We start from the raw sequence: 16,045 nt of genomic DNA on the forward strand, positions 1-16,045 counted from the left end.
GGCAACGCAAACGCCCGATCGCTGGCGACGGGGGATGCACCAGCGATCGGGCTGTGGCCAGGGTAACAACACCCCGCGTCCCGTGCGGCCAACTCCCCGTTCCTCGCGGGTCACTGTGACCGGCGTCATGCCGAGGGGTCAGGTGTCGCAGGGCGGGTCGTAGGAGAGGCGGGGCAGGTACTCGTGCCAGCGGGCCGGGGTGAGGACGTCGCGGGTGGCGGAGCAGATGCGGCGTACCGCCTCGTCGACGTCCAGGCTCCACAGCCGCACGGTGTCCACGCCGCTCGACACCCCGAGCATCCTGCTGCGGGGGTTGAAGGAGAGGAAGTTGCCCGTCTTGGCGTTGGGGGACAGGGACTGGCCGATGGGCGTGGCGTCGGACGGGGTGGTGACGTCCCAGAGGCGGACCGTGTTGTCGTTGCCCCCGCTGGCCAGGGTGTGGCTGTCCGGGCTGAACGTCAGCGAGACCACCGCCTCGGTGTGGCCGGTGAGCGCGGCGACCGGCTGCTCCGTGTCGTCGTCGAGCGTCCACAGGCGGACGGTGCTGTCGTCGCTGCCGCTGGCCAGGGTGTGGCCGTCCGGGCTGAACGCGAGGGTGTTCACCGGGCCGATGTGCTCGCCGAGGACGCGTCCGGTCCGGCCGCCGGCCGAGACGTTCCAGAGGCGGATGGTGCCGTCAGCGGACCCGCCGGCGAGGGTGTGGCCGTCCGGGCTGAAGACCAGGGAGTTGACGTAACCGGTGGGGCCGGTGAGCGGCGTGCCCAGGGGGCGGATGCGGGACGGGTCGTGCGCGTCCCACAGCTGGACGGTGCGGTCGTCCCGGGCGGTGGCGAGCATGTGGCCGTCCGGGCTGAAGGCGAGCGCGCCGGGGCCCGCGAAACGGGTGCGCAGTCGCACGGGCGGGGCGTGGGCGGCGGGGTGGGCGGTGTCGGCGACGTCCCACAGCTGGACGGCGCGGCTGCCCGTCAGGACGGCGAGGGTGCGGCCGTCCGGGGAGAAGACCACGGAGCGCACGTCACCCTCTCCGGGCCTGAACGGCTCGCCCAGCGGCCGGGGACGGTCGTGGTCCGTGACGTCCCACAGCCGTACCGTCCCGTCGCGCGCCGCGGTGGCGAGCACCCGTCCGTCCGGGCGGAAGGCTCCTGTCCGGCCGACCATGTCCGAGGTCGGGATCGACCACAGCCGGACGGTGTTGTCGCCGCTCCCGGTGGCCAGGGTGTGTCCGTCGGGGCTGAAGCCGACGGCGTACATCTCCCCGCTGCTGCCCGCGAGCGGCTCGCCGACCTGCGACGGGTACGCCGGGTTGCGCACGTTCCACAGGGTCGCCGTGGAGTCGGCGCTGCCCGCGGCGAGCATGGTCCCGGCGGAGTTGAAGGCCACGGACCAGACAGGGCCGGTGTGGCCGGTGAGGGGGGTGCCGAGGGCGGTGGGGCGGTCGGGGTCGGTGACGTTCCAGAGGCGGATGGTGTCGTCGGCGCTGCCGCTGGCGAGAGTGCGTCCGTCGGGGCTGAAGGCGACCGAGTGCACGGTGGCCGTGTGGCCCGTCAGCGTCTTGCCGGTACGGTGCGGGCGGCGCGGGTCGGCCGTGTCCCAGAGCATGATCGTGTCGTCGTCGCCGCCCGCGGCGAGGGTGCGGCCGTCGGGGCTGAACGCCACCGACCGTACGGCGTCGGTGTGGCCGGTCAGGGTGGCCAGGGGGCGGGCGCGGCCGGGGTCGGTGACGTTCCACAGGCGGACGGTGCGGTCGTTGCCGACGGAGGCGAGGGTGTGGCCGTCCGGGCGGAAGGCGAGCAGGTAGACGGTGCCGGTGTGGCCGGTCAGGGGCGCGCCGAGGGGGCGGGGGCGGGCGGGGTCCCGTACGTCCCACAGGCGGATCGTGCCGTCGTCCGAGGCGCTGGCGAGGGTCGTGCCGTCGGGGCTGAAGACGGCGGTGCTCACCCAGCTGGTGTGGCCGGTGAGCGGCTTGCCCAGGGCCTTGGGGCGGGCGGGGTCCGCCACGTCCCACAGGCGGACCGTGCGGTCGTAGGCGGCGGTGGCCAGGAGCCGGCCGTCCGGGCTGAACGAGGTGAGGTAGACGGCCCCGGTGTGGCCGGTGAGGGGGGTGGCCAAGGGGGCGTTGACGATGGATATGAGGCGGTTGCGGGTGCTTTCGTCGCCGGGGCGCAGGTCGTGCGCCACCAGGTCGAGCTGGGCGGAGAGGGAGGGGTCGGAGTACTGGAAGCGGTCGGCCTCGGCGGACACCTGCGCGAACACCGCGTCGTCCCGCTGCTGGAAGGCGGTCACCGCCGACGCCGCGGCCACGACCGCCAGCACGATCAGCGCCGCGACCGCGCCGCGGCTGAGCCGGACGGTGCGGCGCCGCAGCCGTACGGAGGCGGCCAGGAACTCCGCCGCGCCGCGCGTCAGGAAGACGGCGTCGGCGGACTTCGCCCAGGTGTGGGCCTGTTCCAGCCGCGAGCCCCGGTAGAGCAGGGACGTGTCGCGGCCGGAGTCCTCCCAGGCCCGGCTGTCCTCCTCCAGCCGCTGGCGCAGCAGGTGGCCGCCGCGGTCCTCGTCGATCCAGCCGCGCAGCCGGGGCCAGGCGTGCAGCAGCGCCTCGTGGGTGATCTCCACGGACTCCGCGTCGAGCGTCACCAGCCGGGCGCGGACCAGCGCTTCGAGGGACTCCTCGGTCTTGCCGGGGTCCTTCGACTCCTCGGCCAGCCCGCGGCGCGTCCCCCGTCTGCGGGTGGTCTGGGTGTCCTCGCTCAGCCGGACCAGCCTGAGCAGCAACTGCCGTGCCGCGGTGCGGGCGGCCGGGTCGAGGCCGGCCCAGGCGTGCTCCGCCGTCGTCGCCACGGCCTGCTGGATGCCGCCGGCGGCGCGGTAGCCGGCCAGGGTCAGCCGGCCCGACTTGCGGCGCTGCCAGGTGGCGAGCAGGGCGTGGGACAGCAGGGGCAGGACGCCGGCGTGGTGCACGCCGTGCGGGCCGTCGGCGCCGACCTCCCGGACGATCAGCTCCACCAGGCCCGGTTCGATCTCCAGGCCCACGGCCTTGGCCGGACCGGCCACCGCCTCGCGCAGCTCCGCCGTGGTCAGCGGGCCGAGCACCATGTGGCGGTGCTGGAGGGCGTCGGCGAGCTGGGGGTGGCCGAGGCACTGCTCGTAGAAGTCCGCGCGGACGCCGATGAGGACGCAGGCGGGGGGCGGCCCGCCGGAGTCGGGGCGGGAGCACATCGCGTGCAGGGTCTGGATGAACGCGCGCCGCTCCGCCTCGTCGGGGCAGAGGGTGAAGGTCTCCTCGAACTGGTCGACGATGATCAGCGGGCGGGCGGAACCGGAACCGGAACCGGGTGCGGAGGCTTTGCTTCCGTCGGTCGTCGTCCGTGCGGCGGGTGCGGAGGTTTGGCTTTCGTCGGCCGTTGTCCGTGTAGCGGGTGCGGAGGTTTCGCTTCCGTCGGCCGCCGCCCGTGTGGCGGGTGCGGAGGTTTCGCTTCCGTCCGCCGTCGCCCACGCGGTGACGGCCTGCCGTACGGCGTGCGCGAAGGCGGGGGTTCCGGTTTCCGGGTCCGTTGTACTCGTGACCTGTTCCGCCGCGTCCGAGGGGGCCGCGGGCTCGGCCGGGCCGGTGGCGTCCGCCGGGGGTGCCGGTGCCGGTGCCGGGACGGCTTCGGCGAGCTGGGGAATCCGGCGGGTCAGCTCCTTGAGGGGCGTCCCCCCGGGCACCAGGTACAGCACCTTCCTGGCATCGGCTCCGCCGGTCTGGAAGGCGGGCATCAGGCCCGCGTTCAGCAGCGAGGACTTGCCCGCACCCGACGCGCCGACGAGCGCGACCATGCCGCCCGTCCGCTCCGCCGCGCGGACCTGGGCGACGAGGTCGTCCCTGCTCCGCTCCCGGCCGAAGAACCACCGGGCGTCCTGCTGCCGGTACGCGGCCAGCCCCCGGTAGGGGCACACGCCGCCGATGTCCGCGGTCTCGGCGGTACGGCCGTCCGCCGCCTCGCCCGGGGCCTCGGGGCGGTCGCCGGCCGGATCGGCCAGCGCGTGCTCCCACAGGCGCTGCCACTGGGCCAGGTCGTACAGGCCCTTGGACACCGGGGTGGGCCGTGCGCGCCGGGCCGCGGGGATCAGGACGTGCAGCACGGCCGCGAGCGCGGTGAACTGCGCGGGTACGTTCTTCGCCCGCCGCCAGTCACTGATCCGCTGCGCCGACACGCGCACGGGCCGGCCGCGCTCGTCGACCCGCCGCAACCGGTCGACCGCCTCGGCCACCCGCTTGAGGGGCGGATTGCCGGCTTCCCTGTACAGCAGCGCGAGGCGCTCGGCGAAGGCCGTACGTGTCCCCGAGTCGGAGTTCAAGGTCCCACCCCTTTACCTCCCCCGCCGTCTGGACGTCCGGACCGGAAAACCCACTCTATACATCTGACCTGCGACGAAGGGGGTAATCCGGATCCGGACCCTCCCCGGCGGAAGCGATCGCTGGCAGGATCGCAGGACCGCGGCGCCGCCCCCCCCACGGGGATCGCGGCAGCGGCATCTCGCGAACTCGGCCAGACCTCGGCCCATGCCCGTACGGGACGGGCCGATCCCGTTCGCACCGTTCGGTACCGGTCCGCACGAGGGGAGGGACCGGTACCGGACGGCGCGACGCCGATCGCCCCGATGCGCGCGAAGGGGAGCGGATGAGCAGTGAGCGGACGAGCGGTGGCAGCACGGAGGCCCTGGAGACCGCGGTGACCCTCGGACGCCGGTACGTGCGGGACGCCCCGGGTTTCCTCGGCAAGGCGGCGCTGGCCGGCCGCTTCCTCGACCCGTATCTGCGCGAGCACCCCCGGCGGCGCGTCGTCGAGGACCGCTTCGGAGCCCGGTTCGCGGTGGACACCACCGACCTGATCCAGCGGTACCTCTATCTCTTCGGTGTCTGGGAGCCGCACCTGACCGGGTGGCTCCGGCGCCGGCTCGGGCCGGGCGACACGTTCGTCGACGTCGGGGCCAACATCGGCGTCTTCACCGTCCTCGCCTCGCGGCTCGTCGGCGGTACGGGCCGGGTGGTGGCCGTGGAAGCCTCGCCCGCGTTCCACGGGCACCTGCTGCGCAATCTCCGGCTGAACGGCTGCGCCAACGTCCGGGCGGTGAACTCGGCGGTGGCCGACCGGCGCGAGCGGCTCACCTTCGTACTGGCCAGTTCCCACAACATGGGGGCCAACAGCATCGTTCCGTACGACGGTCCGGCCGAGTCGGTCTTCGAGACGGAGGCGGTGCCGCTGACGGAACTGCTGACCGACCGGGAGGTCGCCGGTGCGCGGGTCGTCAAGATCGACGTGGAGGGCGCGGAGGGGAGCGTCGTACGCGGCCTGGCGCCGCTGCTCGGCGCGCTGCGGCCGGATGCCGAGGTCTGTGTCGAGGTGACGCCGGAGCGGATGGCGCGGCTCGGCGACTGTGCCGGGGAGCTGATGAGCACGTTCGCCGCGGCGGGTTTCCACGCCTACCGGATGACCAACGGCTACACGCCCGCCGACTTCCTCAGGGCGCTCCGGGAGGGGCCCGCCGCCCCGGTGCGGTGGCGGGGGCCGCTCGCCGGGGAGACGGAGCTGGTCTTCTCCCGGGTGGACGCCGAGACGCTGCCGTAGCCGGTCAGGTGGTGTGTCCCCACCCCAGGCCGGCCAGTGCCCGGGCGCGGGCCTCGATCACCCGCATGCGGGCTTCCCGCTCCGCCGGGTCCACGTGCGCCGCCTGGCCGGTCACCTGCCCCTCCCACTTGCGGTAGAGCAGGCCCGCCTCCTCGGTGAACCACCCGCGGCTGACCGCGTTCAGGGCGAGCAGGAGGCCCGTGTCCTCCGAGGCGGGCAGGGCCATCCAGCCGCCGAGGGCGAGGAGCAGGTCGCGGCGGACGCAGAGGCTCGCCGGGTGGACCGGGGCGCGGAAGCCGCCGGCTCGCCAGGCGGCGAGGAGGGAGTTCCGCTCGATGGGACCGGGGTCCGGGTCGCCCGGGAAGCCGGCCGTCGAACCGTCGGGCATGAGGTCCAGGACCCGGGAGGTCACCCACCCGATCGTGGCGTCGGCCTCCAGAACCGCCAGGTCACGGGCGAGCGCCCCGGCGGTGAGCCGGTCGTCGGCGTCGAGGATCCTCACGTACTCGCCCTCCGCGCGGGCCAGCGCGAGGGTCCGGGCCACACCGGGGCCCCCCGGCCGGTCCGCGCGGCCCTGCCGGAACGTCACCCGGGGATCGTCCGGGACACGGCGGCGTACGTCGTCCGTCCGCCCGTCCTCCTGGACGAGCCACTGCCATTCCCAGCCGTCGGGCAACTCCTGGCCGCGCAGGGAGTCGTACGCGTCCTGGAGGAAGGGGGCGGACGGGGCGTGGACGGCCGTGACGACGGTGACGCGGCGGCTCATCCGGCTCACCACCTCTCGTTCAGGTTCGTCGTGCCCGCTCAAGATACGGCTCCCACGGCTTGTTCCGTCGGCCGTGGGGCCCTACTAGCCTGGTGAGAGGGGACGTTGACGGGGAGGGAGTCGCGCGTATGAGGGTTACCGTCGATCAGGATCTCTGTTACGGCTCCGCCGACTGCGTGTACCGGGTGGGCTCCGTCTTCACCACGGTGGACGGGTTCGGCGCCGTCATCCCGGGGCGCGAGGACACGGGTGACGACCCGCGCGTGCGGGAGGCGGCCGAGCAGTGCCCGTCGCAGGCGATCAGCATCACGGACGGGCGGTAGCGGCAGGAAGGCGGTAGCACGACGCGAAAAGGCCCGGCGCTCGGGGAGCGTCGGGCCTTTTCGCCGCTGATGCCGGGTCCTGTCGGGGTGACCCTCAGCGTTGTAGCGGTGGGTCGGCCGGAGCCAGAGGTTCCGCTTCCGTCGGTCCGGCCGTGTCGCACAGGGCGGCGGAGTGGGCCGTGGCGGCCGCGTCGGTGGCGGGGCGGTGGCGGCAGCTGGGGGACGTCCCGTGGGCCTCGGCCCGGATGCGCTGCTTCATCGTGGGCGGCAGGGCGCCGGCCCGTGGCCAGGACCGCGGGGACATCGCCGGGGCCGTCGCCGCGGGTACGGCGCGCTCGCTGTTGCGCGCGGTCTCGGTCTGCGGTACCGCCGCCGCGGCGGTCGTCGTGGCGAGTCCGAGCGCCGTGCACAGCGCCAGGAAGGCGGTGACGAAGGCGGTCCACATGCTGAGGACCTTGTTCCGGGCCATGGCCCCTCACTTTCGGGTCGGGCGATTTGCGTACTTTCCTCATGATGTGTATGAGCGCCGCGAAGTGGTGGAGCGACGCCCGTGGCGCGTCGATCTTCAGATCAACATCACACGGATGGGCGCAAGAGGTGCGAAAAGTACGTAAGAGGTAAAAGGGGGAGCAAAATTCACCGTCCGTGGGGATGTGATCACCCTCCGGCCGGATCGGTCCGGCCCCCCTCTACTGGGCTCCGGCGGTGGTGAGTTGACGCCGGGCGCAGGTCACCGATCGATATCGGCCGGTGTGTATAGTCGGGCGGCAGAGGTCCCCTACGTCAAGGAAAGACGAGGTCGCGCGGTGAAGAAGCTTCTCCTGGTCGCACTGGCCGCCATCGGCGGGCTCCTCGTGTACCGCCAGATCCAGGCGGATCGCGCCGAGCAGGATCTGTGGACGGAGGCGACTGACTCCGTGCCCACGGGTTCGTGAGGACGACCGGCAACCGGTCCTGAGAACAGACCCCGGCCGTATCACGGTCGGGGTTTTGTGTTGCCCGGGACCGTAAGGGGACCGACCCGATCCGCGGAACCGGCGGATGGCGGGCGGGGCGGCGGGGCAGGATGGGCCACGGTCGGGTCGGTCGGTCCGGTCGGTCCGGTCGGTCCGGTCGGTCCGGTCGGTCCGGGTCCGGGTCCGGTGAGCGGGAGGGGTGGCGGGCGATGAGGTGGCGGCGGCGTACGTCGGGGCCCAGGGGCAGGAGCGGGCGCACACGGGCGTTCCGGCGCTTGGTCGCTGTGACCGCTGTGACCGTGGGCTCCGTGACCGCCGTGACCGCCGCGTTCGGTGGGACGGCTGCCGCAGCGGGCGGCGCGGACCTGGCCCTGGTGGCCGGCTCGGCGAGCGGCCACGCCTCGGCGGGGTCGGCCGGCGGCTACGCCTTCGCCGAGGACGCCCGGCGCGTCGACGGAGCCGACGGCACGGCCGACGCCACGCCCCTGGAGGCGGGCGTCACCTACCGAAGCTCCCTGGCCCGCGACGCCAGGGCCTACTACGGCCTGGAACTCGACGCCGCCTCCGACGCCTACGTCTCCGTCACCGCTGTACCGCGCCCCGGCGAGGAGGTCGTCGCCGTCGACGGCGTCCGCGTCTCCGTGCAGGACGCCGACGGCGGCTCCTGCTCCCTGGACAGCGCCACCTTCGGCGCCGCCCGCAGCCCGCGCCCCGTCACCGCCTGGGGAGCACGCGAGATCACCCGCACCGGAACCCGGTGCCAGGACCCCGGCCGCTACTACGTGGTCGTCGAACGCGTCCGGCCGCAGGACTCCCCGCCGGACGCCTGGGACCTGGAGCTGACCACCGTCTCCGAGCCGGCGGTGAAGGGCACGGCGGCCACGGACGCCCCGCAGACCTGGGACTCGGCCTCACCCGCCCCCCTCACCGGCGAACCGGAGAACCGCCCGGGCGGCGCCGGTTTCGCCGACGCCGCGTCCATCGGCCCGGGCGCCTGGCGTGCCGACGCCGAGCCCGGACAGACCCTCTACTACAAGGTGCCCCTCGACTGGGGCCGGCAGCTGTACGCCACCGCCGAGCTGGGCGGCGCCGACGGCCGCTCCGGCTACGCGACCGGGGCCCTGTCGCTGTCCCTCCTCAACCCCGTCCGCGGCCAGGTCGACAGCGCCGGCACCGGCTACACCGGACGCCGGGCCACCGTCGACCTGGGACCCGTGCCGCCGGTGGCGTACGGCAACCGGTACGCCGTCGCCGAGGAGCAGAGCGCGATGCGGTTCGCCGGGTCGTACTACCTGGTCGTGCACCTCGCGGAACAGGTCGCCGACCGCTTCGGCGACGGGCCGTTCGAGGTCGTCCTGCGCGTCCGGCTGACGGGCGCGGAGCGGACCGGGCCCGATTACGCGGGGGAGCCGGTGCCGCGCGGTGTCTTCGAGGCGACGGAGCCGTTGCGGGCGGCGGCGTCCGACGACGCGGCCGGGAGCGAGGCCGGGAGCGGCGCCGGGGACGGTGCCGCGGACCCGGCGATGAGGGCGGTTGCGGTCGGCGGGATCGGCACGGGGAGCGTGCTGCTGGCCGGGCTCGGGGTGTGGACGGTCGTGGCGCGGCGCAGGGGGGCGTAGCGGAGCGGGGCCCCGGCTCAGATACGGGTCAGGGCCCAGAACCCCACCGCGTAGCAGACCAGCGCGAAGAACAGCAGCGGGAGCGCCACCGCCGCAGGGGGCCCGGGGCGGCGGCGCCGGGGGGCGCGGTGCTGTGCGGCGGGTGGGGCCGGGGGCTGCCGGGTGTGGGCGCCCTGCGCGGTGTAGGCGGCGGTGGGGGGAGGCGTGTGCGGGTTCTGGAGCTGCGGGGGTGAGGGCTGGTACGGGACCGCAGGGGATGCGTGAGGCGGCTGTGGCTGCGGTTGCGGCGAGGGCTGGGGCTGACCCAGCAGGGCGACCGTGGAGTGCGGAGGCGGCAGATGGAAGCTGCCGGTGTCCGACATGCCGGGCAGCGGGGGCGGGGTGGGCGGGTCCTCCGTACCGGCGGACGTACCGGCGGGCGTACCGGCGGACGTACCGGCGGGCGCGGCGGAGCGCGGCGACGCGCCGTGGTTCGCGACCGTGACCGGACCGTCGGGGCCGAACCCGGCCGGCAACGGTCCCACCTGCTCGAATATCTCGATCAGCTCGTCGTCGGGCCCCGGCTCCGGCAGCAGCTCCACGGCCGCGGCCAGTGCCTTGCGCGCCCCCGTGGCCGTGCGGAACCGGGCCTGCGGATCCGGTTGCAGCAGCGTCGACACGACCTGCCACAACGGCTCCGGAATGTTCGCGGGCGCCGGCGGCGTCCCGTGCTCGGCGAAGTACTGCACCAGCGCCTTGGTGTCCGGCTTGGCGCCCTCCAGCAGATACAGCGCGACCAGCCCTACGGCGAACAGGTCGGCGGCGAAGTCCGGTTCCGCGCCCATCATCGACTCGGGCGCGAGGTAGCCGGGCGTCCCGACCACCAGGTCGGCCTCCGTCAGCCGGGGCTCGCCCAGGCGCATCGCGATCCCGAAGTCCCCCAGCCGCAGCCGGGGGCGGGCGGTGCCGGTGGCTTCCAGCAGGATGTTGGCGGGCTTGATGTCCCGGTGGACGACGTCCTCGGCGTGCACCGCGGCCAGCCCGGACAGCAGCTGGTCGAGCAGGGTGCAGACATACCCGGGCGGCAGCGGACCGTAGTCCCCGACCACATGGACCAGTGAGCCGCCGGTGACCAGGTCCATGGTGAACAGGACCTTGTCGTCGTCGGCCGCCCAGCTGGCCGGGGCCAGCACATGGGGATGGTCGATCCGCAGCGCCTGCTCCCGCACGAACCGCAGCAGGGAGTGGGCGTCGCGCTGCTGGAGCACCTTGGCGGCCACGTACCGTCTGCGGCGGTGGTCCCAGGCGCGCCACACCGCGCCGACTCCCCCACGCCCGATCGGGTCGACCAGTTCGTACCGTCCGGCGAAGACCTCACCCATCGCCCTGCGCGCCCCTCCCCCTGTCCTTCCCGCCCCGCGTCCACGGCACCTGCGCGGGCCCGGCTGCCGTACCCCCTCGGCGGTCGGGCCCCGGCGGGGTCAGCTCTGGTGGGACTGGTAGTGCGCGACCGCGTCCGAGGTGCGGCCGGCGCCGTAGACCCGGAGGAACTCTGCCAGCTCCGGGTGGGTCGGGGCGAGGGTGTCGGCGGCTTCTATGATGTCGCCGGCGGCGGCCACCGAGCGCAGCAGGGACTGGATCTCACGGACCACCCGCTTCACCGTGGGCGCACCGGAACTGCTCGTGGTCTGCGTAGTGTTGCTCAGCACCGAACCCCCCTGGGACTTCTTGATCTCGTCCATCCGCTCGGTGGCCTCGGCCGCGCTGACACTGCCGTCCGCGACCTGCCCCGCCAGGTCCTGCAGCAGCTGCACCCGCTGTACCACCGCCGGATTGCCGATCTTCGCCCGCTGACCGCTCATCAGCTGCGACAGCATCGGCGCGGACAGCCCCAGGACCCCCGCGAGACGCGCCTGGTTGAGCCCGAGATCGTCGATCAGCCTGCGGAAGAGCGCCCCCAGTGGCTCCCCGTACCAGTTCCGCTGCAGTTCCCGCGCTCTTGCGGTGGCTTCCTGCTGTGCGGCGTCCATTGCGTCTCCCCATCGCTTCCCCAAAAACCGCAGTTCGCTCCAGCGAACCACGCCGAGCATCTTACGGAGAGTGGTTGTTCACCGGGACCCCCAATCTGTTTGGGAGATAGGGGGGACCACCCGGTACTCTTGTCTGCGGCGCCCGCCGGGACGGAGTTCCCGCCGGCCGGACGCCACGGTTCCGGGGCCTTAGCTCAGTTGGTAGAGCGCTGTCTTTGCATGGCAGATGTCAGGGGTTCGACTCCCCTAGGCTCCACAGCAGGTCAGACGCCCTCCGAGATCCCGTCTCGGAGGGCGTTCTCATGATCAGAGTCCGCATAGCGTCCACATCTGCCCAGCCGGGCACAGACAACCGGTGATGATCACTAGAGCGTGATCGGGTGCCACTCGATCCCCTGCCCGACTGGGTGCCGAACCCGGAGGATCTGTTGCTCCTGGCCGACGCCCTCGGCATACCCCTCCCCGACCTGTTGCGGTGACGGCCGCCCCTGACGGGTTAGCAGGGGCGGCCGTCCTTCCCGCTGGCGCCGCCGTCGGCGTAACAGTGCCGGCGGGGGCCGGGTGAGGCCGCGGTGGCGTGGGCACCGGCAGGGCGGCCACGTGGACGAGGTCGGGGTCCAGCTCGCTGCTGGACGTGATCTCGACCTCGGGTCGCTCCTCGATGACCTTGCCGTCGCGGATGCGGGTGACGCACCAGCTCGGCGACGCCGGCACGATGGCCGCGCAGCCTGGCTACCTGCTCACCGCCGGCGCCCTGCCCTCGGTTTCCTTCGGCATCGTTCCCGCGGCCACACGGCAGCGGGCGCTTTGGCCGCAGGAGTTGTTCCACGTCTACGACGACCAGCTGGTGTCTGTGGAGCCGATGACGGCCAGGGTCCGCGTCACCCGGCCGTCCGAGATGGAGATGTACCTGCGCGCATTCGAGCAGCTGCGCGGAACGGCGGTGTACGGCGCCGATGCGCGGGCCCTGATCCTCCGGGCGATCGGAACCTCCGTTGACGCCGGGCATGACGGCAAAGGTCCCGCCGTCCCGGAAGAGAGCGGGACCGTGGTTACGGGTACTGCCGTAGTCACGGGTACTGCCCGCGTTGCGGGTCCAGGGCCACAGCGAGCGGTGTCGTCTCCGGGTCCTGGCCGCCCCCGGTGGGTGCGCCGTCGCGGCGGCACACCAGCGCATCCGGATCGTCCGGAGCGGGTACGCCTCGGCCCCTCGGCCATGCCGAGGCACACCGGAACCGAGGAGCGACGGGGTGGGGCCCCTCGTTCGTCGTCCGCCGGCGCGCAGGGGGAGCGCGGAACGGTAAGCGGGAGTCGGAAGCCTTCGACGGTCGCAGACGGCGGGGTTCACCGGGCCGACGACAGCGCCTGATCCAAATCTTCGATCACGACCTGGGTGTCGTTGCTGTAGCCGAGCGCCAGGCGGACGGTGCCGCGCGGGACGCCGATGCTCTTCAGCTCCTCGTCGGAGTACTCGAAGTAAGTGAAGAAAGTGCTCTGCTCGACCAGGGTGTGCGGCGCGCCGAAGTTGGAGGCCATGAAGGGTACCTTCAGGCGGTCCACAACCTCGGCGACCTCCGCCTCGCTCATGTCGAGTTCGAAGGTGATGACACCGCCGCAGCCGTTGAGGTACTGCTGGGCCATCTTGAAGTGCGGGTGGCTCTCCAGACCGTTGTAGTAGACACGGTCGACCTGCGGGTGGCTCTCCAGATAGCGGGCCACTTCGAGACCCATCGCGTTCACGCGCTCCATGCGCAGACGCAGCGTGTACAGGCTGCGGCGGAGCAGGAAGGCCGTGTTGCCGTCCATGATCGGGCCCGTGGTGTCGCGGTACCAGCGCAGCTTGTCGATGAGGTCCTGCCGGCCCGATGCGACGCCCGCCACGATGTCACCGTGCCCGCTGAGGTACTTGGTCGCGCTGAACAGGACCAGGTCCACGCCCCACTGGAGGGCGTAGAAGTTCGGGGGTGGCGAGAAGGAGCTGTCGAGGGTAATGATCACGTCGGGGCCGAGGGCCTCGCGTACCCGGGCCACGTCGATGAGGTACATGTGCGGGGAGGACGGCATCTCCAGGTGGACGAGTTTCAGCCTGCCCTTGAGGGACCGCACCTTCTCGATGAACTCTTCGGGGTCACGGATGGAGAACTCATGCACCGTGACACCGAACTTCGGCAGGATGTGGTGGAAGACGTTGCGCACCTGGCGGTACGACTCGGACGGCAGGACGACCTCGTCGCCGGCCTCCAGCAGGGCGAGGAAGGCCGTCGTGTGCGCGGCCATGCCTGAGGCGAAGACCAGGGAGGCGTCAGCTCCACTCAGCTCGGTGAGCCGGGCCTCCACCTCTATCCACGTCGGATTGGAGTAGCGGCCGTAGCGGCCAGCCGGTACCGACAGGTCGTGCAGTCCGGTCTTCACATGCTCGGCGTCGCGGAAGTAGTAGGAGGCGCTCTGGTACGTGGGCGACTCGATGCTGTTGCGGTACGCGTCGTCGGGGCGCAGCTTCGTCACTCTTCACTCCTTGACTGGTTTCGGTCATCGAAGAACGGGCGGCGGGCCGTGTCTGGACGCTCAGCCCATGTCGAGGCGCAGGAGGTCGTCGATGGTCTCCCGGCGGACGATCTCCCGGGACGCGCCGTCGGCGACGGCGACGACGGGCGGCCGGGGTACGTGGTTGTAGTTGTGCGCCAGGCTGCGGCAGTAGGCGCCCGTGCCCGGTACGGCGAGCAGGTCGCCCGGCCGGACGTCGGCGGGCAGGTGGTCGTCGCGTACGACGACGTCACCGGCGTCACAGTGTTTGCCCACGACCCGCACCAGCTGGGGCGGAGCGTCTGAGGTGCGTCCGGCCAGGCGGACCGAATAGGTGGCGTCGTAGAGGGCCGTACGCACGTTGTCGCTCATGCCGCCATCGACAGCGACGAACGTGCGGATGCCCTCGCGGTGCTTGACCGTGCCGACCGTGTACAGGGTGACGCCGGAAGGGCCGGCGATGGCCCGCCCCGGCTCGATCGCCAGCCGGGGGACGTCGACGCCGAGCGCGGCGCATTCCTTCGCCACCACCGTGCGCAGGATGTCGGCCATCTCCCCCGGCTCAGTGGGATCGTCCTCGGGCGTGTACGCGATGCCGAAGCCACCGCCGAGGTCGAGTTCAGGCAACAGGACACCTTCACGGACGAACTGCGCACGCAGTTCCAGTAGCCGCTTCGCGGCGGCCTCGAACCCGGCAGCTCCGAGGATCTGGGAGCCGATGTGGCTGTGCAATCCACGCAGTTCCAGCACTCCGTCGTCGAGCACCCGCTGCACAGCGGCCGCCGCCTCGCCGCTCACCAGTGAGAATCCGAACTTCTGGTCCTCATGTGCGGTGGCGATGTAGGCGTGCGTGTCGGCGTGCACGCCTACCGTCACGCGCAGCAGGACGTTGGGCCGAACGCCGCGGAAACGGGGCAACAGGTCACGGAGCCGGTCTAGTTCGGCAAAGGAGTCGACGACGATGCGGCCCACGCCGTAGTCGAGCGCTGCGGCGAGTTCCTCCGTGGACTTGTTGTTGCCGTGCATCAGGATGCGGTCGGCGGGAAATCCGACCGCCTTGGCGAAGGCGAGTTCCCCTTCGGTGCACACGTCCAGGCTCAGACCAGCTTCTTCGGCCATCCGGGCCGTGGCGCGGCTCAGGAAAGCCTTTCCTGCGTAATAGACGTCGAAGCCTTCGAAAGCATTGCGGAAACTTGCGCATCGCTGCCGGAAATCCGTCTCGTCGAACACATAGACCGGTGTGCCATGACGTTCGGCGATTTCTGTGACGGGTATCCCGCCGATCGTCAGAGTTCCCTGTTCGTCCACGGCGGCGGTGGTCGGCCATATGCCGGACGAGAGGGAAAGGCGGTCGGCGGCAGGGGTTGTCGAAAACTCTTGTGCGGGCACGGCAATCCTCTGGTCGTGCGGCGTGGTCGGGGCAGATCCGTGGGCGGGGGCCCGAAGGTGGTGGGTAACACGGACGGGAAGGTGCGGCTGGGAACCCGGCCGTTCGGTGCGCGCCCAGGTACAGGAGAGACGGTGGCTCAGATGTCGAAGGCGAGCACGCCGGCCAGGAAGAACATCACGACCCCGCAACCGATGTTGACCTTGCGGGCCAGTCTCTTGTCCCTGGTGAAGCGTTCGGCGAGGGCCCCGCTGACCAGTCCGACGCCTGCATCGGCAGCAAACCCGATGGCCACGAAGATCACGCCTAGAGTGAGGAGCTGGGCGGGTACGGGCCAGCCGGAGGTCGAGGTGAACTGGGGCAGGAAGGCTACGTAGAAGACGATCACCTTGGGGTTTGCCAGGTTGACGAGCATCGCGCGGTAGGCGATGCGTCCGTAGTTCTGACGTGCCCGTGCCGTACTGACCGCCAGATCGGACTTGTCCCGGATGATCGAGACACCCAGGTAGATCAAATAACAGAGCCCGAGGACCTTGAAACCCGACAGAAGCACCGGGTAGCGGGAAACGAGAAGGGACACACCAAAGGCGCAGAGCACCGCATGCGCGAACATGCCGGCGGCGACACCGGCTGCCGCCGAGACACCACCCCGGCGACCCTGCGACACCCCGAACGACATGACGTAAAGCATGTCCGGCCCGGGAGTGAAGCACACAATCGCGGCCGCCGCGAGGAAGGAAACGAATGACGCGCTCTGAATATCCATGACAGGTAAGCCGCTCCCCGCCTTCCACTGGCGGCGCATTTTTGCCGCGTGCCTTCCGTGGAGACACCTCCAGTCTGCCATCGAAGA

At 72.0% G+C, this 16,045-nt stretch carries 12 protein-coding genes, 1 tRNA gene and 1 pseudogene; 6 read left to right on the plus strand and 8 right to left on the minus strand.

The features are described from left to right. Positions 1 to 138 precede the first annotated feature (138 nt). On the minus strand, positions 139 to 4,338 hold the full coding sequence (locus ACIQR3_RS16100; RefSeq protein ID WP_403538889.1) for a hypothetical protein: 4,200 nt from the start codon (positions 4,336 to 4,338) through the stop codon (positions 139 to 141). Positions 4,339 to 4,661: 323 nt separating this feature from the next. Here ACIQR3_RS16100 and ACIQR3_RS16105 point away from each other — a divergent pair, with 323 nt between their 5' ends. Next, the gene (locus ACIQR3_RS16105) at positions 4,662 to 5,609 is read left to right on the plus strand and encodes an FkbM family methyltransferase (protein WP_403538891.1); all 948 of its coding nucleotides are present in this window, start codon (positions 4,662 to 4,664) and stop codon (positions 5,607 to 5,609) included. A 4-nt stretch (positions 5,610 to 5,613) separates the two neighbouring features. Here ACIQR3_RS16105 and ACIQR3_RS16110 read toward each other — a convergent pair whose 3' ends face one another. After that, positions 5,614 to 6,375, minus strand: coding sequence for a glycosyltransferase family 2 protein (locus ACIQR3_RS16110; protein WP_403538893.1), 762 nt, complete (start codon positions 6,373 to 6,375; stop codon positions 5,614 to 5,616). A gap of 128 nt (positions 6,376 to 6,503) precedes the next feature. On the opposite strand from ACIQR3_RS16110, the gene ACIQR3_RS16115 reads away from it, so the two are divergent. Then, positions 6,504 to 6,698, plus strand: a complete 195-nt coding sequence (locus ACIQR3_RS16115) for a ferredoxin (protein WP_403538896.1) — start codon at positions 6,504 to 6,506, stop codon at positions 6,696 to 6,698. A 94-nt stretch (positions 6,699 to 6,792) separates the two neighbouring features. Here the strand turns inward: ACIQR3_RS16115 and ACIQR3_RS16120 are convergent, their stop codons facing one another. Then, a complete protein-coding gene (locus ACIQR3_RS16120) occupies positions 6,793 to 7,167 on the minus strand; it encodes a DUF6344 domain-containing protein (RefSeq protein ID WP_403538898.1) in 375 nt (124 codons plus the stop codon). A 337-nt stretch (positions 7,168 to 7,504) separates the two neighbouring features. Between ACIQR3_RS16120 and ACIQR3_RS16125 the strand changes: the two genes are divergently transcribed. Both ACIQR3_RS16125 and ACIQR3_RS16130 read left to right on the plus strand, forming a co-directional pair. Beyond that, positions 7,505 to 7,633 (plus strand): DLW-39 family protein, encoded by a 129-nt coding sequence (locus tag ACIQR3_RS16125; RefSeq protein WP_003999697.1) that lies wholly within the window; start codon positions 7,505 to 7,507, stop codon positions 7,631 to 7,633. Between the two features lie 230 nt (positions 7,634 to 7,863). Further along, complete coding sequence (locus tag ACIQR3_RS16130; RefSeq protein WP_403538899.1) at positions 7,864 to 9,273, plus strand: hypothetical protein; 1,410 nt, start codon at positions 7,864 to 7,866, stop codon at positions 9,271 to 9,273. Positions 9,274 to 9,290: 17 nt separating this feature from the next. On the opposite strand, the gene ACIQR3_RS16135 is transcribed toward ACIQR3_RS16130, so the two are convergent. Both ACIQR3_RS16135 and ACIQR3_RS16140 read right to left on the minus strand, forming a co-directional pair. Further along, positions 9,291 to 10,634 carry a protein kinase gene (locus ACIQR3_RS16135; protein WP_403538901.1) on the minus strand — a complete coding sequence of 448 codons (1,344 nt, stop codon included), beginning with the start codon at positions 10,632 to 10,634 and terminating at the stop codon, positions 9,291 to 9,293. Between the two features lie 99 nt (positions 10,635 to 10,733). Next, positions 10,734 to 11,282: a DNA-binding protein gene (locus ACIQR3_RS16140; protein ID WP_215170393.1), complete on the minus strand. Its 549-nt coding sequence runs from the start codon at positions 11,280 to 11,282 to the stop codon at positions 10,734 to 10,736. Between the two features lie 183 nt (positions 11,283 to 11,465). Between ACIQR3_RS16140 and ACIQR3_RS16145 the strand changes: the two genes are divergently transcribed. Both ACIQR3_RS16145 and ACIQR3_RS16150 read left to right on the plus strand, forming a co-directional pair. Further along, a tRNA-Ala gene (locus ACIQR3_RS16145) sits at positions 11,466 to 11,538 on the plus strand. A 435-nt stretch (positions 11,539 to 11,973) separates the two neighbouring features. Continuing rightward, positions 11,974 to 12,267: pseudogene (locus ACIQR3_RS16150) on the plus strand (Scr1 family TA system antitoxin-like transcriptional regulator); the annotation flags it as partial. Positions 12,268 to 12,626: 359 nt separating this feature from the next. Here ACIQR3_RS16150 and ACIQR3_RS16155 read toward each other — a convergent pair. The 3 genes from ACIQR3_RS16155 to ACIQR3_RS16165 all read right to left on the minus strand — a co-directional run bounded on the left by ACIQR3_RS16155 (position 12,627) and on the right by ACIQR3_RS16165 (position 15,958). Beyond that, positions 12,627 to 13,787 carry a PLP-dependent transferase gene (locus tag ACIQR3_RS16155; RefSeq protein WP_403538903.1) on the minus strand — a complete coding sequence of 387 codons (1,161 nt, stop codon included), beginning with the start codon at positions 13,785 to 13,787 and terminating at the stop codon, positions 12,627 to 12,629. Positions 13,788 to 13,847: 60 nt separating this feature from the next. Beyond that, positions 13,848 to 15,194: a diaminopimelate decarboxylase gene (lysA, locus tag ACIQR3_RS16160; protein ID WP_403538906.1), complete on the minus strand. Its 1,347-nt coding sequence runs from the start codon at positions 15,192 to 15,194 to the stop codon at positions 13,848 to 13,850. A 137-nt stretch (positions 15,195 to 15,331) separates the two neighbouring features. After that, positions 15,332 to 15,958 carry a LysE family translocator gene (locus tag ACIQR3_RS16165; protein ID WP_403538908.1) on the minus strand — a complete coding sequence of 209 codons (627 nt, stop codon included), beginning with the start codon at positions 15,956 to 15,958 and terminating at the stop codon, positions 15,332 to 15,334. Positions 15,959 to 16,045 lie beyond the last annotated feature (87 nt).

This window comes from Streptomyces sp. NPDC090994 (assembly GCF_044768905.1).
GTDB lineage: Bacteria > Actinomycetota > Actinomycetes > Streptomycetales > Streptomycetaceae > Streptomyces.